Origin of the sequence: Paraliobacillus ryukyuensis (assembly GCF_003315295.1) — a bacterium.
Taxonomy (GTDB): Bacteria; Bacillota; Bacilli; order Bacillales; family Amphibacillaceae; genus Paraliobacillus; species Paraliobacillus ryukyuensis.
The window spans coordinates 485,568-508,535 of record NZ_QNRI01000001.1; the positions used below are offsets into that span (position 1 = coordinate 485,568).

The following is a 22,968-nucleotide window of genomic DNA, read 5'->3' on the forward strand; positions in this document are numbered from 1 at the left end:
TCACCTATCCTAATTGGTTTAATAGTAAATTTAGATTTCTGTTTCTCCTAAATTCACTGTCCTTATTTTTAACATTCCAGTTTCTAACACAAACTCTATTGTTCTCCCCTTGTTTCCTCCCACATCTTCAGCCATAATAGGAATTCCATATTGCTGAAGTTGTTGTTTTACTGCTTCCTCATTGCGTTTTCCAATTCGTAATGTATCATTATTGGAATTAAAGGAGAACATTTGTGCGCCACCTGCTAACTTAGCTTTTAAAGCAAATTTTCTAGCACCACAAGCTAAGAGTTGGTCTACCAACAAGGGAATAGACGTATCTGCATATTTATGCTGGTTAAAATCTGTACTTTTTGAAAGAGACGAATCTGGAAGCATGACATGAGCCATGCCGGCTATTTTTTTACCTAAATCATATACCACAACACCTACACATGAGCCTAAACCAGAAGTTCGTAAGTTATCCGGATCTTTTGCAAATTTTAAATCAGCTATACCTACTCTAATCACCTTTTTTTCTATTATTTCCATTACTCAGGAACACCTAAACGTTCAAATATTTTTGAAAAAGATTCCGGATCGGGTAATAAAAAGAAATGTCCCTTAATTGGTGCACTATCACTGTCTTGCTCATTAATGATTGTTTCGATAATAATGGCGTAATCACTCGCTTGAGACAACTCAATTAAACCTTGTGTTAGTATAGCAGCAGCCATGTCAATATGTAACTGCGGCACCGAAGGTTGAAGTAAAATTTGAATAAAATCAGATAATGCTGATAGATATGAACCTGCTAATATGTTTCCACACTCTTGCAAAGCTGAAAGACCAATTTCATCCATATTAGGTTCTTGCATCGAAAATGATTTTATCCCGGTCATTTCTTGTACAAATGATTCCGCCTCGTCTGGTGCAAGTACAAAGAACATATTACCGGGGGCCTGTCCTTCTATTCTTAAAAAAACGGAGACAATCAGCGTATCTGGACCTCCGACTAAATCCATCATTTCGTCAAATCCAACAATACGAACCGCTGGCACTTTCATATCCACTTTTCGATTCAAAAGAGAAGAAAGGGCTGTGGCAGCATTACCTGATCCAATATTACCTACTTCTTTTAAAGCGTCTAATTGATATTCGCTTAATGATTCGATAAATGACATACCATCACCCTCTAACTTTGTTTTTGATATAGATCACTCATACCTTTTGCGTTTAGTACCTTCTCCATATCTAATAGGATTAATAATCTTTCGTCTAATTTGGCAACACCATGAATATAATCTACTTGAACCGATCCAATCACTTCTGGTGGCGGTTCAATTGCTTCTTTTGGAATATCGATCACATCATAAGCAGCGTCGACAATCAAGCCTACTTCCAATCCATTTACTTCTAGGATTATAATTCGAGTGCTATCAGTTTCAGTTACGGCATCAAAACCAAATCTGTCTCTTAAATCAACAATTGGTGTAACCACTCCACGAAGATTAAGTACACCTTTTACAAAACTAGCCGTTTGAGGTACACGAGTAATATGCATCATTCGCTCAATTGATCCGACATATTCTACTGGCAAGGCATATTCTTCTCCTTTTAAATCAAAAACAATGGATTTGATATATACAGTTTGTTCTTCTAAAGTCTCTTCACTACTCATCATAATACCCCCTTTTATTTAATTAATGCATTTGTATCAACAATTAAAGCTACTTGACCGTCTCCTAAAATAGTTGCACCTGATATTGCAAAGACATCTGACAAATAATCACCCAATGATTTAAGTACTACTTCCTGTTGTCCAATAAACGTATCTACCACTAAACCTGCCATTTTGCCACCTTGTCGAATAAGCACGATGGAATAAAAATTATCATCATCTTTTTCTCCAGGAACTTCAAATATGTCATGTAAATTAATAAGTGGTACAACTTTACCTCTAAAGTCAATTACTTGTTTATTATGTGCGTGCATAATATCATTTTTATTGACAATTGCTGTTTCAATAATCGAAGAAAGTGGTATAGCATACTTTTCTTTTTGCACTTCAACTAATAGTACTGAAATAATGGATAAGGTTAATGGTAATTGAATAGAAAATAAAGAACCTTTACCAAATTCAGATTCAATACGAATGGATCCACCTAATGATTCGATCGTATTTTTAACTACATCTAGTCCAACACCACGACCAGATATATCTGAAATTTTATCTGCTGTAGAAAAACCACTTTCAAAAATTAATTGATTTATTTGAGAATCTGTTAAATTAGCTACTTGTTCTTCTGTAATAACACCATTTTCAATTGCTTTCTTAGCTACTTTATCACGGTTAATTCCTGCTCCATTATCGGAAATTTCAATAAAGACATGGTTTCCACTATGATAGGCATTTAATGTTAATGTTCCCTTTTCATCTTTTCCTTGTTGTTTTCTTTCTTCTGGGGTTTCAATACCATGATCCAAACCATTTCGGATTAAGTGAACTAACGGATCTCCAATTTCATCAATAACCGTACGATCTAGTTCTGTTTCTGCACCATAAATGACTAGATCAATCTGTTTATTTAAATCTTTAGCTAATTGACGTACCATTCTCGGGAATCGATTAAATACTTGATCAATAGGAACCATTCGCATATTCAGAATAATATTTTGCAAATCACCGGAGATACGAGTCATGTGTTCTACAGTTTCTTGCAATTCGGTATCTTTCATAGTAGCAGATATTTGTTCCAAACGCCCACGATCAATCACTAATTCTTCAAATAGGTTCATTAAGGCATCTAATCGCTCGATGTTTACCCGAATTGTTTTACTTGTTACATGCGTACTTTTCGTGTTAGTTTTATCATTTGCTGGTTCATTTTTTTGTTTAGAAGCAGATTTTTGTTCTTTAGACTGCTCTTCCTTTGAATCATTTGCTTGAATTTGATTAATATCAAATATCGAAATTTCAACTTTTTTAATTTCAGACACTTTCATAATTTTTTGTTCGATCGTATCTTGATCTTCCTTTGAAACTAAGAGTACTGTGAAATCATTTTCGAATTTTTCTTCTTCTAATTCAGTAACAGTCGGTTCAGATTTAACAACTTCTCCCATCTGTTCTAATACTTCAAAAACCATATAAACACGTGCAGCTTTTAATAAACAACCCTCTTCTAATTGCACATGAATTTTATAATTGAAAAAACCACTATCAGATGATTGTTGTAAAACGGTCGTTTCAAATTGGTCAAGTGAACCAATATCAATGGTTTGTTGTGCATTGCTTGTGGTAGCGGCTGATTGTTCTGGTGCAGTATTAGAAATTACCTCACCTTGTTCAATTGCTTCTAATTGAGCTACCAACTGAGAAACATCTTTTTTTCCATCTCCGCCATCAATAATATCAAAGACCATGGATTCTAAATTATCTACGGCATTAAACACCACATCTAAAATATCAGAATCTAACTCGATTTTATCATTTCTTATGGCATCTAAAACATTTTCCATTTTATGTGTTAGGTCAGCTAAATCTTGAAACCCCATTGTAGCTGACATACCTTTTAACGTATGCGCTGAACGGAAAATTTCATTCACCTTATCCATATTAGTTGGATCATTTTCAAGTTCTAATAGATGGTTGTTTAGGGATTGGATATGTTCTTTGCTTTCTTCAATAAAAACATCCAAATACTCATTCATTTCCATTTTATTCACCTCAGGCTTTGATTTGTTTAACGAGTGCGTTACTGATATCTGGTAATCTTACAACATGATCTACTAGTCTTGTTTTTTCAGCTGCTTGAGGCATGCCATAAACAACACAAGTTTCTTGAGATTCAGAGAATGCAACAGTATCTTGTTTCTTTTGTTTAACTGTAATTAAACCATTAGCACCATCAGCACCCATTCCAGTCATAATAACGGTATAGACTTGACGGGAAGATAATTCAGCTAAAGATTCAAATAAAACATCTACAGACGGTTGATGCCCATTTCTTGGCTCTTCTTTTGTTGTTCTAGCAATTAATTGATTTCCTCTTTGCTCTACCCTAAACTGCTTTCCACCAGGAGCAATATAAGCAGTGCCGTTTTGTAACACTTCCAGATCCTCTGCTTCTTTTACATTAATTTGAGACAGGTTGTCCAATCGTTTAGCCAATGAATTGGTAAAGCCCGCTGGCATATGTTGAACAATAACAATTGGAGCAGGGAATTCTTTTGGCAACTGGGTAACAACTTGTTGTAAAGCTCGTGGTCCACCAGTAGATGTACCAATACCAACTATCAGATTCGACTTGGTAACGTTTGATGCAACTCGTTGTGTATTCATCGGTATTACAGGTTTTTTGATTTCTTTTTCAACTAATTTGTTTACATTTGCATTAACTGCTTGTAACACCTTTGTTCTAATTTCGGCTTCTTTGTCTCGAATGTTTAGTGAAATAGACCCAGAAGGTTTAGCAATAAAATCTACTGCTCCTAAAGTCATCGATTCTAATGTTTTTTCAGTTCCGTCCTGTGTAAGACTGGAAAGCATGACAACAGGTGTAGGTTTTTCCACCATAATTTTTTGCAATGTTGTCATTCCGTCCATAATTGGCATTTCTACGTCTAATGTAATGACATCAGGCTGTAATTCATGTAATTTTTCCAATGCATCTTTTCCATTCCGAGCAGTGGCGATTACATTCATTTTTGGGTGAGCATTAAGTATGTCGCTAATCATTTTGCGCATAAACGCTGAATCATCAACTACTAATACATTTATTAGTCTCATAACTGTCTACCTTTCTTTTACGAATTTTAAAAGCTTGCTGATAAAAGTTGAAGGTCCCTTTTGATGTAAGTTGATTTCACCGGTGTCATACTGAGTTACGAGCTCTTCTAGTGCAACAGTAATCTTCGCTTTTGAATCATAAATAGAAAAAGGTGTTTGATTCAGAACAGCTTTCGAAACAACTTTATCTTGTGGTAATATCCCTAACGGCGTAATCTCCATTTCTAAAAAGCGCCGCATTGCTTCTTGTAAACGCTTGACAATTTGGTTTCCATCTTTCGGCGTTTGCGACTGGTTGACCACAAGATATAACTTACTTTTGTTGTTATAATTAGTTATATGTTTCATCATGGCGTAAGCATCCATCATTGAAGTAGGTTCAGGTGTGGTAATAACGATCGTTTCATCGGAGGCTAAGACATAGTGCAACGTATCCGCTGTAGCTCCAGCTCCCATATCAAAAATAATATAATCATATAAAAACAAAAGTTCATCAAGCTGTTGCAAAAAATAATTTTGTTTTGCTTGATCCATACGAAACACATTCGTTAACCCTGAACCACCAGCAATATAGGATAAACCATTTGGACCTACTTCTATAATATCATGAATAGGTAATTCTTTCTCGTACATTTCGACGATTGTTGACTTTGGTTGTAACCCCATTAAAATGTCTAGATTTCCCATGCCGATGTCTAAGTCAAATAGCAACACTTTTCTATCTCTTTTGGTTAACGTTAGTGCAAAGTTAAGTGAAAAATTGGATTTACCAACTCCGCCTTTACCGCTTACAACCGAAATAGTTTTTGCATGTTTATTTGCCTGAGAGCGTTGAATTTGTTTGCGTAAGTTTGCTGCTTGATCAGTCATTCGTATTCGCCTCTACAATTAATTTACTGATTTTGTCACTACTTGCCTCTTCAATATCATCTGGGACATCTTGACCAGTAGTTAAATAAGCAATCCCAATATCATTTTCATAAGCGATGTTTAACATTGCTCCATAAGAAGCTGTTTCATCAACTTTTGTAAAGATCAATTTCCTTAACACAACATGTTGAAATTGATGATATATCGCAGCCAAATCACTATATTTTGTTGTTAACGAAAGAACTAGATATGTTTCAATATCGTTTTCTAAATCTACAACTTGTCCTAAGGCCTTTACGTATTTATCATCTCTAAAATTTCGTCCTGCTGTATCTACAATGACTAAATCATAGTCTTTTAATTTCTCCGTAGCTTTTTGAAAATCTTCGATAGAATACGCTATTTCTATTGGAATGCCCAAGATTTTAGAATACGTTTTTAATTGTTCAATCGCTGCAATACGATACGTATCTGTTGTGATTAAAGCAACACGCTTTCTCTCTTTTAACATGAAATTCGCCGCAAGCTTGGCGATTGTGGTAGTTTTTCCAACACCCGTAGGTCCTACAAGATGTATAAATTTCTTGTTAAACGTTAAACCGCCACAGCCGATTTTATCTAATCTTGTCTTAATTTCATTTTGAATGAAACGCTTGGCTTGTTCTAATGTCATAGCTTCATTACTGAATTGTTGATCTACGTGAGAAATAAGTTCTCTTGCTAATGTTTCGTCTACTTCTTGCGCAATTAATTGCTCATAAACCGTTTGATAAGCAGCAGAAAAACTAGCTTGATCTTTCTGTGAAGTTGTCTTCTCCATCCATTTACGTAATGATCGAACTTCATCCAACAACACTTGATGACTGGTATTTGATTCATCAGCTGCATTTGTTATCTGTTCAGGTAAACTTGGAGTGTTTTTTGTTGACTGTATGTTATGTTGATTATTTTTTTTGCTTTGCTGTGACTGGACATCAGGATCTATTGCCGCAATCACTTCAATATTCTTTTTCTTGAATAGACCAAAGATACCACCTGTGTATATTACTTTGGAATTCAGTATAACCGCGTCGTTACCTAATTCTTTTCTAACTTTTGACATCACTTCTGGCATCGTTGGTGCTAGATATTTTTTTACCTTCATGCTACATTCACCACCCCAACACTTTGTACATCTAGATTTGGTTCAAGTTCATTATAAGACAATACAACGACATTCGGGAAGAAACGATCCAGTAACTGCTTGATATACATCCTTACGGTTGGAGAACATAAAATGATTGGTGTTTCTTCTTGTAAAGATACCTGCTCAACTTTTTCTGTCACAGAACGAATGATTTTTTGTTGTGAATCAGGATCTAATGCTAAATAACTTCCATGTTCCGTATACTGGACATGGTCTGCAATCATTTGTTCAACTTCTCCGGCAACAGTAATTACTTTTAACGCTCGTTCATCTTGCGCATATTGTTTGGTAATTTGAGAAGCTAATGCTTGTCTTGCATATTCTCCTAATAGATCTGTATCATTGGTCATTTTTCCAAAATCAGCTAGTGTTTCAAAAATCACAGGTAAATTACGAACGGAAACTTGTTCACGTAGTAATTTAGCTAGTACTTTCTGCACATCACCGATAGACAATGGTTCTGGTGTAACCTCGTCTACTAAAATCGGATAAGACTCTTTTAAGTGATCGATTAGTTGTTTTGTTTCCTGTCTTCCTAATAATAAATGGGCATGTTGTTTGATTACCTCGGTAATGTGTGTAGACACAACGGAGGGCGGGTCAACAACCGTATAGCCTGATAACTCGGCATCATCTTTATCCTCTTCACTAATCCATTTTGCAGGTAAACCAAATGCCGGTTCCGTTGTATCAATCCCATCAATCTCTCCATCATCATTACCTGGAATCATCGCTAAATAATGATCAAGTATTAACTCACCTTGCGCAACTTCGTTTCCCTTAATTTTTAATTGATAGGTATTTGGACTAAGTTGAATATTATCTCTAATTCGTACCACAGGAATAACTATTCCCAACTCAATTGCTAGTTGCCTTCGAATCATAACAATACGATCCATTAGATCTCCACCTTGGTTTGTATCAACCAATGGAATTAATGAGTAACCAAACTCAAATTCAATCGGATCCATGCTAAGTAGTTCAACTACATTGTCTGGGGACTTCATTTGCTCTGAGTCAGCCGCTTCTTCCTGCAAGTCTTGTTCAACCGGATCTTCTTTTGGTGTTCTAGATAACCAATAAGCTCCAAAAGATAAAAATCCAGCTATAAAGGTAGTTAGAAAGAAGTTAATTGGTGTTAAACCGAATAAAAATATGGTACCTGCCGCAATATATAATAATTTAGGGAAACGTAATAATTGTTTGGTAACATCACTACCTAGGTTCCCTTCTGATGCAACTCTCGTAACAACAATACCTGTAGCAGTAGAGATTAAAAGTGCTGGTATTTGACTAACTAAACCATCACCAACGGTAAGTTGCATATAGGTACTAATTGCTTCTTGAAAACTCATGCCCATTTGCATCATTCCAATAATTAGACCAAAAATGATGTTAATTAACACGATAATGATGCCTGCTATCGCGTCCCCTTTAACAAACTTACTGGCACCATCCATCGCGCCGTAAAAATCGGCTTCTTGTTCAATTTTTTCACGTCTGTTTTTCGCCTGTTGTTCATTAATCAGCCCAGCATTTAAATCAGCATCAATACTCATTTGTTTCCCTGGCATCGCATCTAAAGTGAAACGAGCCGCTACTTCTGATACACGTTCACTACCTTTTGTTATAACCAAAAATTGAATAATAACCAAGATAGTAAACACAACAAAACCAACTAATGGATTTCCACCAATTACAAAGGTACCAAAAGTTGCTACTACTCCTCCGGCATCTGCTTCAGATAAAATCGAACGAGTTGTAGATACGTTTAATCCTAAGCGAAATAGAGTTAAAAGTAGCAATAATGAAGGGAAAATAGAGAATTGTAATGGTTCACTCATATTCATGGAAACTAATATAACAATAAGTGCTAAAGAAATATTTGTTAATATAAATATACTTAAAATCCATCCTGGTAGAGGGATAACAAGCATAACAATTATTAAAATTACACCTAACAATACAGATAAATCACTTATTTTCATTATTCCCTCTCCTAACTTATCTCACTCATGCTTTTTGTTCTATTTGATACACATAAGCTAATACTTCTGCAACTGCTTGAAAAAAATCTTCTCCAATTGTATTTCCAATGTCAATTTGTGCATATAATGCTCTTGCTAAACGTCGATTTTCTACCTGTGTCACTTCATTTGCTGCTGCAATCTCACGTATTTTCAAAGCGACAAAATCAACCCCTTTAGCAACAACATAAGGAGCGTCTGCTTTTGACTCGTCATATTTTATAGCTACTGCATAATGCGTAGGATTGGTAATGACGACATCTGCATTTGGCACTTCACTCATCATTCGTTGCATTGCCATTTGACGTTGACGTTCTTTTATCTTTGATTTTATTAGCGGATCTCCTTCGATATTTTTGTGTTCATCTTTAATATCGTTTTTTGACATTTTAATATTTTTCTCATAATCATATCGTTGATAAGAATAATCGATAATTGAAATAATTAACAATGCAATTGCAGAAAAAATTCCCATTAAAATCGTCACATTTCCAAAAAAGGCTAGCGATCCATCTACACTTTTGTCTGCCAACATCATCATTTCGTCTTTATTGATCCAAAGAATTGAGAAAGTGATCGAAGTGATAACAACAATTTTTAAAAGTGATTTAACCAACTCAACTAAAGCTCTTGCTGAAAAGATTCGTTTTGCGCCTTGGATTGGATCAATTTTGTTTAATTGCATTTTTAATGGCTCGGTCGTAAATAAAAAACCAATTTGCATAAAATTAGCTGCTAGCCCACCAACAATAGCAATTGCCATAACTGGAGCTAATGCTTGTACGATATATACGGTTATTTCTAACATCATGGTATGGAGATTATCTTGTGTTACTTCCCATGAGATATATTCCGTAAAAGATTTTTGATACAAGCCCATCATCTGTTCTTTCCACATACTTCCTATTACTATAAAAAGAATAAAAACTAAAAATAACAAAATCGCTGTGTTAACATCTTGACTTTTAGCAACTTGTCCCTTTTTTCTTGTATCTTGACGTTTTTTTGGAGTCGCTTTTTCGGTTTTTTCGCCTGCAAAAAACTGCAAATCTAACTTTACATACATGTTATCAAGCTCCTCCAAATAATTGTATTAACACTTGCATCGATTCAATAATATATGAAAATAGTTGCTTCACAATTGTAATGTACATAACCATAAATATAGAGACAACAAAAAGAGCAACTAATATTTTTAATGGCAGTCCAACAACAAAGACGTTTAGTTGTGGCACCGTCCTGGCAATAATACCTAATGCAACGTCAACAAGAAATAAACAGCCTACGATAGGTATTGCTAATTGAAATGCAGTTAAAAACAATTGATTGAATGTATCAATAATAAACATAACTAAGTTTTCATTATTAAAATTTATTAATTGGTCAAGCGGTATCATATCAAAGCTGTACATTGCTCCGTTTATCAATAAATGATGCGCATCTACCGATAATAAAAAGAGGGAAGCTATCATATAAAAATATTGTCCCATTAGCGGACTTTGTACTCCCGTTTGTGGGTCAATCACGTTAGCAATGGCAAACCCCATTTGAAAATCAATAAAGCCACCTGCTATCTGAACAGCGGATAAAATCATATAAGCAATTAATCCAAGCAGCAATCCAACAATTGCCTCTTTACCAACTAACAATAGAAAAGTTAAATCCAACGGAATTTCTGGAATATTGATGCTGTATAACGTGATCCAAGCTAGAAATATCGCAAGACCTATTTTAAATTGATTCGGTATATTTCGGTAAGAAAAAATGGGCACTGTCGCAAAAAAAGCCGTAAATCGAACTAGAATTAGTAAGAAAGCAGGGAAAATATTTATATTAATCATTTCTAACATTTACTTAACCTACAAACTGGTTTAGATTTTGAAATATATTACTTGCGAATTCCACCACTCGTACAAGCATCCATGGCCCAAATAAGACTAAACCGACTAATACAGCAACAATTTTTGGTATAAATGCAAGGGTTTGTTCTTGTATTTGTGTTGTTGCCTGAAATATACTTACCAATAATCCAACAATTAGAGCTAGCAACAATAATGGTCCTGTAACGATTAAAACCGTATATATACCTTGTTGAGCTAATGTAATTACGTGTTCTGCGTTCATATACTCACCTCAATAACCTACTAACTAAACCCTTGCAGTAATGATTGCGTAATTAAATACCAGCCGTCTACTAATACAAATAATAGAATTTTAAATGGTAATGAGATCATAACAGGAGGTAACATCATCATTCCCATCGACATCAAAACACTTGCTACAGCCATGTCAATTACTAAAAATGGAATAAATATCATAAAACCCATCTGGAAGGCTGTCTTTAATTCGCTAATCGCAAATGCAGGTACAAGTGTCGTTAATGATATATCCTCAATCGAATCAGGAGCTTCTAGTTGATTATAATCTAGAAACAAAGCTAAATCTTTTTGTCTTGTATGCTCTGCCATAAATTCTTTTAAAGGTATACTAGCTCTGTCGTATGCCTCATCTAACGTAATTTCTTCGTTAAATAAAGGGGTCAACGCTTCTTCATTTACCTGGTTAAATGTTGGTGCCATAATGAAAAAAGTTAAGAACAGGGCTATACCAATTAAAACTTGGTTAGGCGGCATTTGTTGGGTCGCTAATGACGTTCGAACAAATGAAAGGACAACGATAATTCTGGTGAAACTCGTTAACAATATAACAATACTTGGAGCTAGAGAAAAAACTGTCAACAATAACAGTAGTCGTACAGATGTTGAAACATTACTCGGATCAGTACCTGAAAATAAATCTACAAATTCATTCATGTTTATCTTCTTCCTTACGTTTATAACTATTCGTAATCTTGTTTCTTTTATCTTTTAAAGATTTTAACTCTGATTCAAACAGATTTGAAAAAGAACCAGATGAACTTTCTTTGTCATTTTTATTCTTTTTTGTTAATTTTCCAAATGTATCACCGAGTAATTTTGACAGTTGCGGATTTACCACTGTATTATCTGAAGCTTTCTGATTTAGTAATCGTTCTTTGGTGTCTTCATCTTCTATCTCTGTCAATAATTCAATATTTTCACCAACACCTACAACAAACAAACGTTCACCAATTCGAATGATTTGTACAGACTTATTTGTACCTAATGGAAGTCCTCCAAGATTTTTTAGAGCGGCTGAACTTTGACTAATTTTATTTTTCTTATTCAAGAATTTAATAAGCAAATAAATTAAGCCAACCACAATAGCCAAAGCTACAATTACTCTAATCATCACTCCAATTATGTTGGTGGAAGAACCATTCTTAATACCCGGTTTTTCTGCTGGAGATGGCTGCTCTTCTTGATTACTTTCACTAGTATCATTATTTGTTTTATCCTGTTCAGTAGCATTTGGATCATCAAATAATTCATCCACGGTCCCATTAGGCGCCGCTGAACTATAAATCGGCATGAATAACAAACCAAAAAGTAAAGCAGGGATTAATACTTTAATTATTCGGCCCATAGCTTCATCAACTCAAAGCTTTTTGGATGGCATCAATTACACGGTCTGCTTGAAATGGTTTAACAATAAAATCTTTGGCGCCAGCTTGAATCGCGTCAATTACCATTCCTTGTTGCCCCATCGCAGAACACATGATGATCGTTGCATCCGGATTTAATTCTTTAATCTCTTTTAAAGCAGCAATTCCGTCTTTTTCTGGCATCGTAATATCCATTGTTACAAGATCCGGTGTCATCTCTTTATACTTCTCTACTGCTTCTACACCATTTTGGGCTTCACCAACTACTTCAAATCCATTCTTTGTTAAAATATCTTTTATCATCATACGCATAAAGGCTGCATCATCAACGATTAAAATTCTTTGTGCCACTATAAACCCCTCCGCCTTCTATTTTAATTTTTTTAAGCGATCTGATTGACTTACTATATCTGTTACACGAACACCAAAGTTCTCATCAATTACTACAACTTCTCCTTGTGCAATCAACTTGTTGTTAACATGAATATCAACTGGTTCTCCAGCTAGTTTGTCCAATTCAATGATAGATCCAGAAGATAATTCTAAAATATCTTTTACTGTATGTGTTGTGCGACCTAATTCTACCGTTACCTGCAACGGAATATCCATCAACATATTCAAATTACGTTTTTCATTTTGTGGTAAATCAACGTTATCAAAAGTAGAAAAAGCTGCTGATTGTACTTCGGCATTCTGACTACCCATTTCACCTAAATGTTTCGGTTGAGACGAAGCCTGACCATTATTTACAGCTGAAGATGTTTGCTGTTGTCTTGATGGTTGCTGTTGAACAGGCTCAGTTGGTTTTTCAGCTTGTTGTTGCGCTGGTTCTTGTTTTGTTTCATTTGATGGTGGATTTAATAATCCGTCTACCAATTCTTTTGCAAAATTAACCGGTAATAATTGCATAATTTCTGAATCAATTAATTCTCCAATTTTCAATTGGAAAGAAACTTTGATCAACACATCATCATCTGGTAAGTATTGACTGTTTTTGTCTTCTTTTACATCAAACACCATGATTGATGGTGGTGAGATATCCACCCGTTTATTAAAAATTGTCGACATACTTGTTGCTGATGTACCCATCATTTGATTCATTGCTTCTTGTACTGCACTCAAATGAATATCATTTAGTTCTTCATTATTAGTTTTTCCTTCACCGCCTAACATAAGGTCAGCGATAATTGCTGCGTCATTCGACTTTAATACAAATAGATTTACTCCTTCAAATCCATCGGTATATTGCACCTCGACGCCAACATGTGGCTTAGGAAATTCATCTTCTAATGCACTATGTTTAACTGTAGATATTGTTGGTGTAGTGATTTCTACTTTTTGATTTAACAAAGTAGACAAGGTTGTCGCAGAACTACCAAATGATATATTTCCTATTTCTCCTAAAGTATCTGTTTCAATTTCTGATAAATAGCTTCCTACTTCTTCAGCTGGATCATTAGTTGTTTCTGATGTATCATCATCCGATCCTTTAAGAAGCGCATCAATTTCATCTTGAGATAACATACCGTCATTCATCATTGGGTTGTTCCCCCTTTTCAATTTCTTCTAAAATCTGCACAGCAAGTTTATTCTTTTTCTTACCTGGTTGGACATAAAATAGGGATTCATTGTCTGCCTTCATCACCAGTGGATCCTCTATTGACTGATTTAATTGCATCACGTCATTTGGTTTTAAATTCAATAAATCATTGACTGAAATCTTAGTCTCACCCAACAAAACTTTTAAATCTAAATTAGCAGATTCTAGATTTTTGGTGAGTTGTTCATATTCACCTGGTTTTCTAACTTTTGTTTTCTCCGTTTGCATCCAATAATGAACCGATAATTTCGGAATAATTGGCTCCAAAACGACGTGTGGGATACAGATATTTATCATTCCACTACTTTCACCAATTGTGGTATTTAATGAAACAACAACCACTGTCTCGTTTGGGGATACCAGTTGTAAAAACTGTGGATTCACTTCAAATTCCTCTAAAATTGGATCAATATCAACAACAGAAGACCAAGCTTCTCTAAGGTTATCTAAAGCATTTTCAAAAAGCTGTGTCATTAAGCTTGACTCGATTTCTGTTAGAGAATCCACTTTATTTACACTAGTACCTTTACCTCCTAACATACGATCAAGCATCGCATATGCAATGTTAGGATTAAATTCAAAAATTATTCTGCCGTCTAATGGTGACATACTGTAGATGTTTAAGATCGTCATCGTCGGTATCGAACGGATAAATTCTTCATAAGGAATTTGATCTACTGAAGCCACATTAATTTGCACATACGTGCGCAATTGGGCAGAAAAATAGGTGGTTAATAACCTTGCAAAATTTTCATGTATTCGTGATAAACTTCTAATTTGATCTTTAGAGAAACGTAACGCTCGTTTAAAATCATAAACGCGTACTTTTTTACTTTGTTCATCTTCTTTTAATTGGTTTGCATCCATTTCTCCCGATGATAAAGCAGATAACAGAGCATCTATCTCATTTTGCGATAGAACTTCATCAGCCAATCTTTTCACCTCCCGGTCAGGAGCTTTTACTATTGTATAATCTTACTTGTAATATATACATCGATGATCTTTCCATCATCCATAAGCTCATTCATTTGGTTTTTTATGTTTGTTTCTAATTCAGATAGCCCTGATTGAAAATCTTCTTCGCTTAACGAAACAGACTCTTTAATAAAGATGTTTTTCAATTGAGGTTGTCTTTTCTCTACTTCCTGTCTAGCTTTTTTACCATCAGTTACTAATTGAAACTGAATTCTTACTATACTTCCATCTTGTAAATCGGTGGTCATTTCTTCCGTTGTAAACGAATGGTTGACCATGTCATCAATGCTAAGTTCTTCTGGAGGATCATCTCCTGAAAAGAACATAATATAAACAACCGCACCTACTCCTGCCAACGTAATGACTATTAATGAAATAATCATCATTTTAAATAACTTAGGATTCATGTTTTTCACTCACTTCTGTTTGAGGTCCCCGCAACCCTATTGTTTGATAATATTGGGTTACTAAATCAATCACTTCATTTTCTGTCTCTTTAACCACCATTTTTTTACCACCTAACAGAGTGATTGTGGTATCTGGAAATGATTGAATTTGTTCAATGTATAATGCATTTATGGTAAAGCTTTCACCAGTAAATTTAGTAACTTTAATCATGATTTGGTAGGAGCAAGTTAATTAGACTTGCTCCCTCCCCCCTTTTTATCGTTTCAAGTTAACTAATTCTTGTAAAATTTCATCTGATGTTGTGATGATTCTTGTATTCGCTTGGAAACCACGTTGTGCTGTAATCATTTCGGTGAATTCTTCTGCCAAGTCAACGTTTGACATTTCTAATGCACCAGCAATAATTTTTGCAGTACCTTCAGATTCAGGTGTATATAAGATAGAATCCGCTCCAGCAGTGAAATCTCCGCTGCCATCCGAGTCCACATACATTTGACCAGAGTTTTGAGTTGTTTGATACATATTTCCACCTAATTTTTCTAAACCGCCTGGATTTGAAAACTTAGCAAGTGAAATCTGACCAGCCACTTTTGTTTCTCCAGCTTCTACGTAATTAACTGTACCATCACTTGATATGCTAAAACTATCTGCAGTTTTCGGGATATTTATAGCATCTACTTGAGTAGTAACGCCATCATTTGTGCCGTTTGCTTGGAAACCCATTAGATACTGACCACTTGGATTAACTATAAAACCATTATCGTCTAGATATAAGTTACCGGCACGAGAATACTGTAATTCAACATTTGCTGCGATACCTTCAGGAGCAAAACCAGCAAAACCAGCAGGTGTAGGATCAAATCCTTGCCCAAAGACTAACATTCCATCGCCTTGAAGCGCCACATCTAAAGCTCTGTTCGTTGTTTGACGACTTCCCTGCGTATGAATATTGTCAATTGTTCCAACCTGTGATCCTAAACCAACTTGGGATGGGTTCATCCCTCCACGTGTAGCTGTTGGTGCTGATGCAGCTGATGATGATTGACTTAGCATATCTTGAAACGTAACGCGACCTCTTTTGAAACCAGCAGTATTTACATTAGCAATGTTATTCCCGACTACATCTAATTTGGTTTGAAATCCTCGCATACCAGCAATTCCTGAATACATTGAACGTAACATTTTTAATTACTTCCCCTCGTTTTAAGTTTTTCAGCTGTTTCTGTCCTTCCACAGCTTTATAGCCTCCCAATTTGGGTCCAGCTTAATCCATTAAAATAGTTCCATTGATGTTTGAAAAAACTCTAGCTTGTGCTTCTTCTCTATCCATCGCGGTAACTACTGTATTGTTTTTTGCACTAACTACCAGTGTGCCTTCTTTCATTACTACTAGTGAATCTGTTATTCCTTTTTCTTTTGCTTCATTTACTTTTTTCGTAACTGCTTGCCATTTCGAATCATCAATCTTAATATTTCGTTCTTCTAATCTTGTTTGCGCATGTTTACTTATTTTAAGAGATTGTGCACTAGTTAATACATCTTTAAATGCAATATTTGCTTGACTTTTCTCTTGCGCTTTTTTTGTTTTAGGAAGCAGCACTTGTTGATGAATTTGTTGGATGCGATGATCCATATGAATCCCCTCACTATTCTTTAGCTGGCTGCTCTATCTTTAATATTTCATCGGTGTAAATCTTTTGGTTGTTTGCTAATTCCAAAACTGCATACCCTTCTTTTTCGCTTATTGCTACTACAGAATCTTTGATCGTCTCTTTAGGCTCTTGCACTTCTCCTGTCTCTTCATCTATTTTATAGTAAGAAACATCTTTACCGATTAAATGACTGTACTGAATAACCGGTGAGACGGTTTGGTTTTGAACTAAATTAGTAATCGACTTATTCATACTCATCATTTGTTCTAATGAAGAAAAGGTAGCCATTTGCGAAACAAATTCTTTATCTTCCATCGGATTCATTGGATCTTGATTTTTTAATTGTGCCATCAATATTTTAAGAAATTCTTCTTTACCCAATGTTGAACCTGTCGAACCTCTAGATTGATTACTTAAATAATAGGATGTATCAATCGATGTCAATTTCAGTCACCTACACTTTCTCATTCCATAATATATCAGCAAAACTTTGTGACTCTTCTTGATTAGTGTCATCGCTGTTTTCAGCATCTTGATTGTCACTATTTGTTTGTCCAGAAGAATGGCCCAATTGATCTTCAAAATTATCACTTGTATCTTGGTGTGACATTTGGAAATTCTGAGCATCTTGCTTCTCAATTACCACTTGTTGCGGAGAAAACATATGTCTAAGTTGTTGGATATTTCCTTCTAAAGCATCTTTAGCTGCTTGGGTTGTGGTAATTAATTTAACAAGCATTTCACCATTTTGTTGAATTAACCGAACCGTTATATCACCTAATTGTTTCGGGTTAAGTTTTAGCAACAATTCATTTGAACCATTGGCTTTAGACATAAATTGACTGGATTTCAATATGTTTTGAAACTTCTCAATTAGTTCATTTTGCATGGCTTTTTGATCTGTTGTCGCCGATTGATTCATGTGAATAACAAATTGTTCAACTTTTGAAATCGCTTGTCCACTAACTGAACTCATAGATGCGTGATTAGTATTGGTAGTTACGTCTTTTGCTTCATTTGACATTTTAGACATTGCATTTTGAACCCACTTAGAAACATCTGTAATTGTAACTTTTGCCGATTGGTATGAGCGTACTGCCCCATCCATTCGATTTTGATACGCATGCATCAACCGATCCCAAAGCTTTGCTTCTGTACTATTTTTATCTTGAGATAATACATTTGCCGCCACATTTGGGGCGTTTTTCATTAATGCACTCCACTGTTCTAATGATTTTAATAACTTTGCACTAAAATCATTTGATGACGCTCCAGAAACAACTTGTTTAAGCACATCTTTTATTTGATTCCACATTTGCGTAGCTTTTTCAAGTGAAACTGATTGCTCTGTTTTTCCAGTGTTACTTGTGACATTAATTGTTAGGTTCTCAACATGCATCCCTTCTGTAGGAAGCTTCGATTTTGACGTTTGTTGCATGGATACACTTAACATTTGCAACATAATCGCTTGCTCTTCTGGTAAATTTTCTAATAAAGATGCCATTGCTTCTTTGGCGTCAACTGAATTAGTTGAATCTTTGTCTATGCTAGTTAACAATGACTGAATCTTTTCGCTATCAATCCCAAAACTTTCAAGCAAGTTTACTAAATCTTTTTCAGGTAGTTGAGTTAATTCAGCGAACCTTTCTAGAGATTTCTCTGAGCTTGCTAAAGTAGAACGGATTGAAGTACCCTGATCACTTGCAAGGGTTAGTTGTTTTTGCTTCGCAGCCATGTTGTCAAATAAATTTGCAAAAGATCCGCCGTTATCTTGTTTCGTACTATGATGAGTTGATTGACGAATAGGTTGTTGATTTAAAACGATTCCTATATTCATTGTTTCACCTCCCTTCAAATTGGGTATAAATAATTATTGCAATAGTTGTTGGGTTAAATTAGCTGCAGTTTCTGCATCCATTGCACTTAATATTTCACCACGAGCTTGATCATCCATTTCGCTTAAAATGGTCGTAGCAAGTTCTTGATCTAAATTAGCCAAGATAGGAGCAGCGCGCTCTGCATCCATTTCTTCGTATGATTTCGTTAGTTTTGCTAGGTTTTCATTGCTATTTGCTTCTGATTCAGATTCCGTACTTTCAACTTGTTCTTCTAATTGATTGTTTAATTTAACAATCTCTTGATTTAATTCATCAATAGTTGATTTTTGCGTAGCGACTTCTCCTTGTAATGATTCAATCTGTTGATCTTTTTCAGCTAATTGATTATCAACCTGTTCTTGTTCTCGTTCTGTTTCCGCTTCTTGTTCGGTGGTAACAGCAGACGATAAAAATGGAATTTTGTTAGCAACATCTTTTGATTTAGAAACAACGTCTATCCCCATAAAAGTTAAGACAATAAATGTAACTATAATTGCTAAAATAAGTGGTACGATGATTACTATTAACCATTGGAAGAAACCAGGTCTTTTGGTTGTTTTTTCGTTTGCTTGAGCCATATCCATCACCTATTTTCATTCATTAAAAATTGTCGCATGGACGTTTCATCTAATTGTTTCTTTTCTTTCTCAACTAGTGATAGTTTTTCTGCTAAGTTCTTTTTTTCAATGATTTTTTCAATTTTTTTCACTTCTACATGTGCCGTTGTTAAATCGGATTGCTTATCTTCCATATCCTTGCGAGCTTTATTTACTTCTAGTTGAACTTTTTCAATCCTTTTTTTTATTTCTTCAATATAAGCATAATGTGTGGCTAAGGTAGTGACAGTTCCCGTTGATTGTAGATAATACTGATATTGATGCTCTACTTCTTCTTTTTTCTTTAACAAGTCATATAAACTAGTTGCGATTGTCTCAAATTCATTAACTGATTCTTGGTATACCAATTGTGCTTTGTCTTTGATCCGTTCTTGATGTGATAGAATTTTTTTGAAAGCTCGTACATCTGCCATTAGCGGAGCCCTCCATGTAATGTTTTGTCCATTAGTTCAATTGCATCTTCTCTCGTAATTGCTTCATTCATATCTTGTTTTAAAAATTGAATGACTTTAGGATATAGTTGGATAGCATGATCCACTTCTCTACTTGTCCCTTTTTTGTATGCACCAATTTGAATAAGTTCATAATTTTCTTCATATGTTGCTATGATCGAACGCATAGCTTGAGCTAATTGTTGTTCCTTTTCAGATGTGATTTGTGGCATCACTCGACTAATAGATTTCAAGACATTGATGGCTGGATATTGTCCTTGCTCTGCCAGTCTACGATCCAAGACAAAGTGACCATCCAAAATCCCTCTTGCAGTATCGGCAATAGGGTCATTTAAATCATCACCATCAACTAAGACAGTGTAAAATGCTGTAATAGTACCATGACTACTCGTACCTGTTCGCTCTAACAATTTAGGCAAAGTAGCAAACACGGAAGGTGGATACCCTTTTGTTGTTGGTGGTTCGCCAGTGGCTAAACCTATCTCACGTTGTGCCATTGCAACCCTAGTAACAGAATCCATCATTAAGTTCACGTTGTAACCTTGATCTCTAAAATATTCACAAATTGCCGTTGCAGTATAAGCTCCTTTTATTCGCATTAAGGCTGGTTGATCAGAAGTTGCTACAATGACAATTGATTTTTTCAATCCCTCTTCACCTAGATCTTTTTCAATGAACTCTCTTACTTCCCGACCACGCTCACCAATAAGAGCAATAACATTTATATCAGCTTCACTATTACGGGCAAGCATTCCTAATAATGTACTTTTTCCTACACCACTACCAGCAAAGATTCCCACGCGTTGTCCTTTTCCTACGGTTAATAAAGCATCAATTGTTTTCACACCAAGTTGGATCGGCTCTAAAATTCTCGGGCGATTAAGTGGATTTGGTGGCATTTGGTCAGTTAGATAAGGTAGCAAACCTTTGGGTAGCGCTGAGCCATCTAATGGATTACCAATCGCATCAATTACACTTCCAATTAACCTTTTCCCTATTTTTATTGTTAATGGACTGTTTGTTGCCTCCACTAAACTATCTGGACTAATCTCATTAATAAAAGAGTAAGGCATTAGTAGTACGTTCTCTCCATTAAAACCTACAACTTCTGCTAATATCTTTTGTGTCTCAGAGGTATGGATATAACATACATCTCCAATACTTACAGAGGGGCCAACAGATTCAATCATTAATCCGATGACACGCTTTATCTTCCCGTATCGTTTATACAAATCTACTTGGTTAATTCGATCAACAAATGCTTCAAGATTCACGTTGCAATTCCTCCAACAATTGATGTAATTGCTCTCGCAAGTTATCTAATTGTGTATCCACACTGGCATCTACTCTTCCAAATGGAGTCTCCATTATACAACTACCTTGTTCAAGCGCTTCATCCGGATAAAAATCCAACTCTACTTTTGTATCAACAATTTCATTTAACTCATCTCGATATTTCTGACAAAGAAGAAAATCAGTTGGATGTGTAAAAATCTGAATGATCGGTTGATTCCTGGCCTCTGTAATTACATCTTTTACAATCGAAATGAAAGCATCTTTCTCATTCATTAACTGGTGTATGATTTTATTTGCTGCAGCAACGCTTAAATCCAGTATTTTTGGTTGACTTTGCTCAAGTAACTCTGCCTTATCTTTTCGCATTAACTCAATAATTTGTTTTGCTTCATCTAGTAAGCTCTGATACTGTAATTGGCCGTCTTCCTCACCTTGTTGAAAACCAGCTTGATAACCTTCTCGTTTGGCTTGTTCAATCCATTCTTGTTTTTCATTTTCCCAAGCTTCTTTATTTTTCTGTATCTCTTCGTTCGCTTCTTTAATAAGATTATTTGTATTTGCTTTTACTTCTTCAAGTTCTTGTTTCGCGCTCGTAATTTGAGTTGATAAATCTTCCATTACATCATTATCATTTGTTGGATGATCGGTTTGTTGACGAAATTTAATCGGTTTTAAACCAATAACCCGACTATTATGATTAGACAATGATATCATCTCCTCCACCACGAGCAATTACAATTTCGCCAACTTCTTCTAAGCGACGAATAGCAGACACGATTCGCGTTTGTGCTTCTTCAACATCACGTAATCGAACAGGCCCCATGAATTCCATTTCCTCTTTAAATGTTTCTGCCATTCGTTGTGACATATTACTAAAGACAACTTCTTTCACTTCGTCACTTGCAACTTTTAATGCTAAACGTAGATCATCGTTTTCCACTTCTCGAACCACTCGCTGAATTGCTCGATTATCAAGCGTAACGATATCTTCAAATACAAACATACGTTTCTTGATTTCTTCTGCTAATTCAGGATCTTGAATCTCAAGGGCATCTAAGATTGTTCTTTCTGTACTTCTATCTACACCATTTAATACTTCAACAACAGCCTGGATACCACCAGTTTGTGTGTAATCTTGTGTTACTGTAGCAGATAGTTTTCGTTCAAGTATTTGTTCCACTTCATTAATAATTTCTGGTGATGTGGAATCCATAATGGCTATTCGTTTAGCAATATCCGCCTGCATTTCTTGTGGAAGTTCAGATAAAATCTGTCCTGCTTGCTCTTTTTCTAAATAAGATAAGACAAGTGCTATCGTTTGCGGATGTTCGTTTTGAATAAAATTCAAAATCTGACCGGGATCTGCTTTTCTAGCGAAATCAAATGGCTTTACTTGTAAGGAAGATGTCAAACGTGAAATAATGCTTGTTGCTTGATCTTGACCAAGTGCTTTTTCCAAAACAGTTTTTGCATAATTGATTCCGCCTTGAGAAATATAATCTTGCGCCAGTGCAATTTGGTGAAATTCTTCAAGTATATTTTCTTTCTGGTCTGATTCTACCTTTTGTACAGAAGAAATCTCTAATGTTAATTTTTCGATTTCTTCTTCAGTAAGGTGTTTATATACTTGCGCCGAAACATCTGGTCCTAAAGATATTAGTAGAATCGCAGCTTTTTGTTTTCCTGTAAGTTTCTGTGCTCTTCCTGCCATAAA

Annotated in this window: 27 protein-coding genes; all 27 read right to left on the reverse strand. The window is 35.3% G+C overall.

The features are described 5' to 3' along the window. Positions 1-30: 30 nt before the first annotated feature. Positions 31-531 carry a chemotaxis protein CheD gene (locus DES48_RS02585; protein WP_079709470.1) on the reverse strand — a complete coding sequence of 167 codons (501 nt, stop codon included), beginning with the start codon at positions 529-531 and terminating at the stop codon, positions 31-33. Continuing rightward, positions 531-1,163 carry a chemotaxis protein CheC gene (locus tag DES48_RS02590; protein ID WP_079709469.1) on the reverse strand — a complete coding sequence of 211 codons (633 nt, stop codon included), beginning with the start codon at positions 1,161-1,163 and terminating at the stop codon, positions 531-533. Before DES48_RS02590 ends, DES48_RS02585 begins: the two co-directional genes overlap by 1 nt. An 11-nt stretch (positions 1,164-1,174) precedes the next feature. Beyond that, complete coding sequence (locus DES48_RS02595) at positions 1,175-1,660, reverse strand: chemotaxis protein CheW (RefSeq protein ID WP_079709468.1); 486 nt, start codon at positions 1,658-1,660, stop codon at positions 1,175-1,177. A gap of 14 nt (positions 1,661-1,674) precedes the next feature. Next, entirely contained in the window at positions 1,675-3,699 is a 2,025-nt protein-coding gene (locus DES48_RS02600) for a chemotaxis protein CheA (protein WP_113866584.1), read from the reverse strand. Between the two features lie 10 nt (positions 3,700-3,709). Next, on the reverse strand, positions 3,710-4,771 hold the full coding sequence (locus DES48_RS02605; RefSeq protein ID WP_113866586.1) for a protein-glutamate methylesterase/protein-glutamine glutaminase: 1,062 nt from the start codon (positions 4,769-4,771) through the stop codon (positions 3,710-3,712). Positions 4,772-4,777: 6 nt separating this feature from the next. Next, positions 4,778-5,641 carry a MinD/ParA family protein gene (locus tag DES48_RS02610; protein WP_079709465.1) on the reverse strand — a complete coding sequence of 288 codons (864 nt, stop codon included), beginning with the start codon at positions 5,639-5,641 and terminating at the stop codon, positions 4,778-4,780. After that, positions 5,634-6,785: a flagellar biosynthesis GTPase FlhF gene (gene flhF, locus DES48_RS02615; RefSeq protein WP_113866588.1), complete on the reverse strand. Its 1,152-nt coding sequence runs from the start codon at positions 6,783-6,785 to the stop codon at positions 5,634-5,636. The genes DES48_RS02610 and flhF overlap by 8 nt, the downstream gene beginning before the upstream one ends. Beyond that, complete coding sequence (gene flhA, locus DES48_RS02620; RefSeq protein ID WP_113866590.1) at positions 6,782-8,815, reverse strand: flagellar biosynthesis protein FlhA; 2,034 nt, start codon at positions 8,813-8,815, stop codon at positions 6,782-6,784. Before flhA ends, flhF begins: the two co-directional genes overlap by 4 nt. A 25-nt stretch (positions 8,816-8,840) precedes the next feature. After that, entirely contained in the window at positions 8,841-9,920 is a 1,080-nt protein-coding gene (gene flhB / locus DES48_RS02625) for a flagellar biosynthesis protein FlhB (protein ID WP_113866592.1), read from the reverse strand. Between the two features lie 4 nt (positions 9,921-9,924). Continuing rightward, positions 9,925-10,704: a flagellar biosynthetic protein FliR gene (gene fliR / locus DES48_RS02630; RefSeq protein ID WP_113866594.1), complete on the reverse strand. Its 780-nt coding sequence runs from the start codon at positions 10,702-10,704 to the stop codon at positions 9,925-9,927. Between the two features lie 4 nt (positions 10,705-10,708). Next, positions 10,709-10,978 carry a flagellar biosynthesis protein FliQ gene (gene fliQ / locus DES48_RS02635; RefSeq protein WP_079709460.1) on the reverse strand — a complete coding sequence of 90 codons (270 nt, stop codon included), beginning with the start codon at positions 10,976-10,978 and terminating at the stop codon, positions 10,709-10,711. Between the two features lie 20 nt (positions 10,979-10,998). Beyond that, positions 10,999-11,667, reverse strand: a complete 669-nt coding sequence (gene fliP / locus DES48_RS02640; RefSeq protein ID WP_079709459.1) for a flagellar type III secretion system pore protein FliP — start codon at positions 11,665-11,667, stop codon at positions 10,999-11,001. Beyond that, positions 11,660-12,358, reverse strand: coding sequence for a flagellar biosynthetic protein FliO (gene fliO, locus DES48_RS02645; protein WP_079709458.1), 699 nt, complete (start codon positions 12,356-12,358; stop codon positions 11,660-11,662). Before fliO ends, fliP begins: the two co-directional genes overlap by 8 nt. Before the next feature lie 7 nt (positions 12,359-12,365). Beyond that, complete coding sequence (locus DES48_RS02650; protein ID WP_079709457.1) at positions 12,366-12,728, reverse strand: response regulator; 363 nt, start codon at positions 12,726-12,728, stop codon at positions 12,366-12,368. An 18-nt stretch (positions 12,729-12,746) separates the two neighbouring features. After that, positions 12,747-13,916: a flagellar motor switch phosphatase FliY gene (fliY, locus tag DES48_RS02655; RefSeq protein ID WP_113866596.1), complete on the reverse strand. Its 1,170-nt coding sequence runs from the start codon at positions 13,914-13,916 to the stop codon at positions 12,747-12,749. After that, entirely contained in the window at positions 13,906-14,910 is a 1,005-nt protein-coding gene (gene fliM, locus DES48_RS02660) for a flagellar motor switch protein FliM (RefSeq protein ID WP_113866598.1), read from the reverse strand. Before fliM ends, fliY begins: the two co-directional genes overlap by 11 nt. 29 nt (positions 14,911-14,939) lie before the next feature. Next, entirely contained in the window at positions 14,940-15,359 is a 420-nt protein-coding gene (fliL, locus tag DES48_RS02665; RefSeq protein ID WP_079709454.1) for a flagellar basal body-associated protein FliL, read from the reverse strand. Beyond that, positions 15,349-15,570: a flagellar FlbD family protein gene (locus DES48_RS02670; RefSeq protein ID WP_079709453.1), complete on the reverse strand. Its 222-nt coding sequence runs from the start codon at positions 15,568-15,570 to the stop codon at positions 15,349-15,351. Before DES48_RS02670 ends, fliL begins: the two co-directional genes overlap by 11 nt. A 45-nt stretch (positions 15,571-15,615) precedes the next feature. Then, the gene (flgG, locus tag DES48_RS02675; RefSeq protein WP_113866600.1) at positions 15,616-16,542 is read right to left on the reverse strand and encodes a flagellar basal body rod protein FlgG; all 927 of its coding nucleotides are present in this window, start codon (positions 16,540-16,542) and stop codon (positions 15,616-15,618) included. Positions 16,543-16,624: 82 nt separating this feature from the next. Then, on the reverse strand, positions 16,625-16,993 hold the full coding sequence (locus DES48_RS02680; RefSeq protein WP_113866602.1) for a TIGR02530 family flagellar biosynthesis protein: 369 nt from the start codon (positions 16,991-16,993) through the stop codon (positions 16,625-16,627). 13 nt (positions 16,994-17,006) lie between these two features. Beyond that, positions 17,007-17,456, reverse strand: coding sequence for a flagellar hook assembly protein FlgD (gene flgD / locus DES48_RS02685; RefSeq protein WP_079709450.1), 450 nt, complete (start codon positions 17,454-17,456; stop codon positions 17,007-17,009). Positions 17,457-17,466: 10 nt separating this feature from the next. Continuing rightward, complete coding sequence (locus tag DES48_RS02690) at positions 17,467-18,849, reverse strand: flagellar hook-length control protein FliK (RefSeq protein ID WP_113866605.1); 1,383 nt, start codon at positions 18,847-18,849, stop codon at positions 17,467-17,469. A 33-nt stretch (positions 18,850-18,882) separates the two neighbouring features. Continuing rightward, positions 18,883-19,467 carry a MotE family protein gene (locus DES48_RS02695; protein WP_170126150.1) on the reverse strand — a complete coding sequence of 195 codons (585 nt, stop codon included), beginning with the start codon at positions 19,465-19,467 and terminating at the stop codon, positions 18,883-18,885. Between the two features lie 5 nt (positions 19,468-19,472). Then, the gene (fliJ, locus tag DES48_RS02700; protein WP_113866609.1) at positions 19,473-19,919 is read right to left on the reverse strand and encodes a flagellar export protein FliJ; all 447 of its coding nucleotides are present in this window, start codon (positions 19,917-19,919) and stop codon (positions 19,473-19,475) included. Further along, positions 19,919-21,232 (reverse strand): flagellar protein export ATPase FliI, encoded by a 1,314-nt coding sequence (gene fliI / locus DES48_RS02705; protein ID WP_113866611.1) that lies wholly within the window; start codon positions 21,230-21,232, stop codon positions 19,919-19,921. Before fliI ends, fliJ begins: the two co-directional genes overlap by 1 nt. After that, on the reverse strand, positions 21,222-21,959 hold the full coding sequence (gene fliH / locus DES48_RS02710) for a flagellar assembly protein FliH (protein WP_170126151.1): 738 nt from the start codon (positions 21,957-21,959) through the stop codon (positions 21,222-21,224). Before fliH ends, fliI begins: the two co-directional genes overlap by 11 nt. Continuing rightward, positions 21,952-22,965, reverse strand: coding sequence for a flagellar motor switch protein FliG (fliG, locus tag DES48_RS02715; protein ID WP_113866615.1), 1,014 nt, complete (start codon positions 22,963-22,965; stop codon positions 21,952-21,954). Before fliG ends, fliH begins: the two co-directional genes overlap by 8 nt. Between the last annotated feature and the right edge of the window lie 3 nt (positions 22,966-22,968).

What these genes read in the sequence shown, in the direction of transcription:
- DES48_RS02585 (WP_079709470.1), bottom strand. Translation starts at nt 531, where the DNA reads ATGGAAATAATAGAAAAAAAGGTGATTAGAGTAGGTATAGCTGATTTA.
- DES48_RS02590 (WP_079709469.1), bottom strand. Translation starts at nt 1,163, where the DNA reads ATGTCATTTATCGAATCATTAAGCGAATATCAATTAGACGCTTTAAAA.
- DES48_RS02595 (WP_079709468.1), bottom strand. Translation starts at nt 1,660, where the DNA reads ATGAGTAGTGAAGAGACTTTAGAAGAACAAACTGTATATATCAAATCC.
- DES48_RS02600 (WP_113866584.1), bottom strand. Translation starts at nt 3,699, where the DNA reads ATGGAAATGAATGAGTATTTGGATGTTTTTATTGAAGAAAGCAAAGAA.
- DES48_RS02605 (WP_113866586.1), bottom strand. Translation starts at nt 4,771, where the DNA reads ATGAGACTAATAAATGTATTAGTAGTTGATGATTCAGCGTTTATGCGC.
- DES48_RS02610 (WP_079709465.1), bottom strand. Translation starts at nt 5,641, where the DNA reads ATGACTGATCAAGCAGCAAACTTACGCAAACAAATTCAACGCTCTCAG.
- flhF (WP_113866588.1), bottom strand. Translation starts at nt 6,785, where the DNA reads ATGAAGGTAAAAAAATATCTAGCACCAACGATGCCAGAAGTGATGTCA.
- flhA (WP_113866590.1), bottom strand. Translation starts at nt 8,815, where the DNA reads ATGAAAATAAGTGATTTATCTGTATTGTTAGGTGTAATTTTAATAATT.
- flhB (WP_113866592.1), bottom strand. Translation starts at nt 9,920, where the DNA reads ATGTATGTAAAGTTAGATTTGCAGTTTTTTGCAGGCGAAAAAACCGAA.
- fliR (WP_113866594.1), bottom strand. Translation starts at nt 10,704, where the DNA reads ATGTTAGAAATGATTAATATAAATATTTTCCCTGCTTTCTTACTAATT.
- fliQ (WP_079709460.1), bottom strand. Translation starts at nt 10,978, where the DNA reads ATGAACGCAGAACACGTAATTACATTAGCTCAACAAGGTATATATACG.
- fliP (WP_079709459.1), bottom strand. Translation starts at nt 11,667, where the DNA reads ATGAATGAATTTGTAGATTTATTTTCAGGTACTGATCCGAGTAATGTT.
- fliO (WP_079709458.1), bottom strand. Translation starts at nt 12,358, where the DNA reads ATGGGCCGAATAATTAAAGTATTAATCCCTGCTTTACTTTTTGGTTTG.
- fliY (WP_113866596.1), bottom strand. Translation starts at nt 13,916, where the DNA reads ATGATGAATGACGGTATGTTATCTCAAGATGAAATTGATGCGCTTCTT.
- fliL (WP_079709454.1), bottom strand. Translation starts at nt 15,359, where the DNA reads ATGAATCCTAAGTTATTTAAAATGATGATTATTTCATTAATAGTCATT.
- DES48_RS02670 (WP_079709453.1), bottom strand. Translation starts at nt 15,570, where the DNA reads ATGATTAAAGTTACTAAATTTACTGGTGAAAGCTTTACCATAAATGCA.
- flgG (WP_113866600.1), bottom strand. Translation starts at nt 16,542, where the DNA reads ATGTTACGTTCAATGTATTCAGGAATTGCTGGTATGCGAGGATTTCAA.
- DES48_RS02680 (WP_113866602.1), bottom strand. Translation starts at nt 16,993, where the DNA reads ATGGATCATCGCATCCAACAAATTCATCAACAAGTGCTGCTTCCTAAA.
- DES48_RS02690 (WP_113866605.1), bottom strand. Translation starts at nt 18,849, where the DNA reads ATGAATATAGGAATCGTTTTAAATCAACAACCTATTCGTCAATCAACT.
- DES48_RS02695 (WP_170126150.1), bottom strand. Translation starts at nt 19,467, where the DNA reads ATGGCTCAAGCAAACGAAAAAACAACCAAAAGACCTGGTTTCTTCCAA.
- fliJ (WP_113866609.1), bottom strand. Translation starts at nt 19,919, where the DNA reads ATGGCAGATGTACGAGCTTTCAAAAAAATTCTATCACATCAAGAACGG.
- fliG (WP_113866615.1), bottom strand. Translation starts at nt 22,965, where the DNA reads ATGGCAGGAAGAGCACAGAAACTTACAGGAAAACAAAAAGCTGCGATT.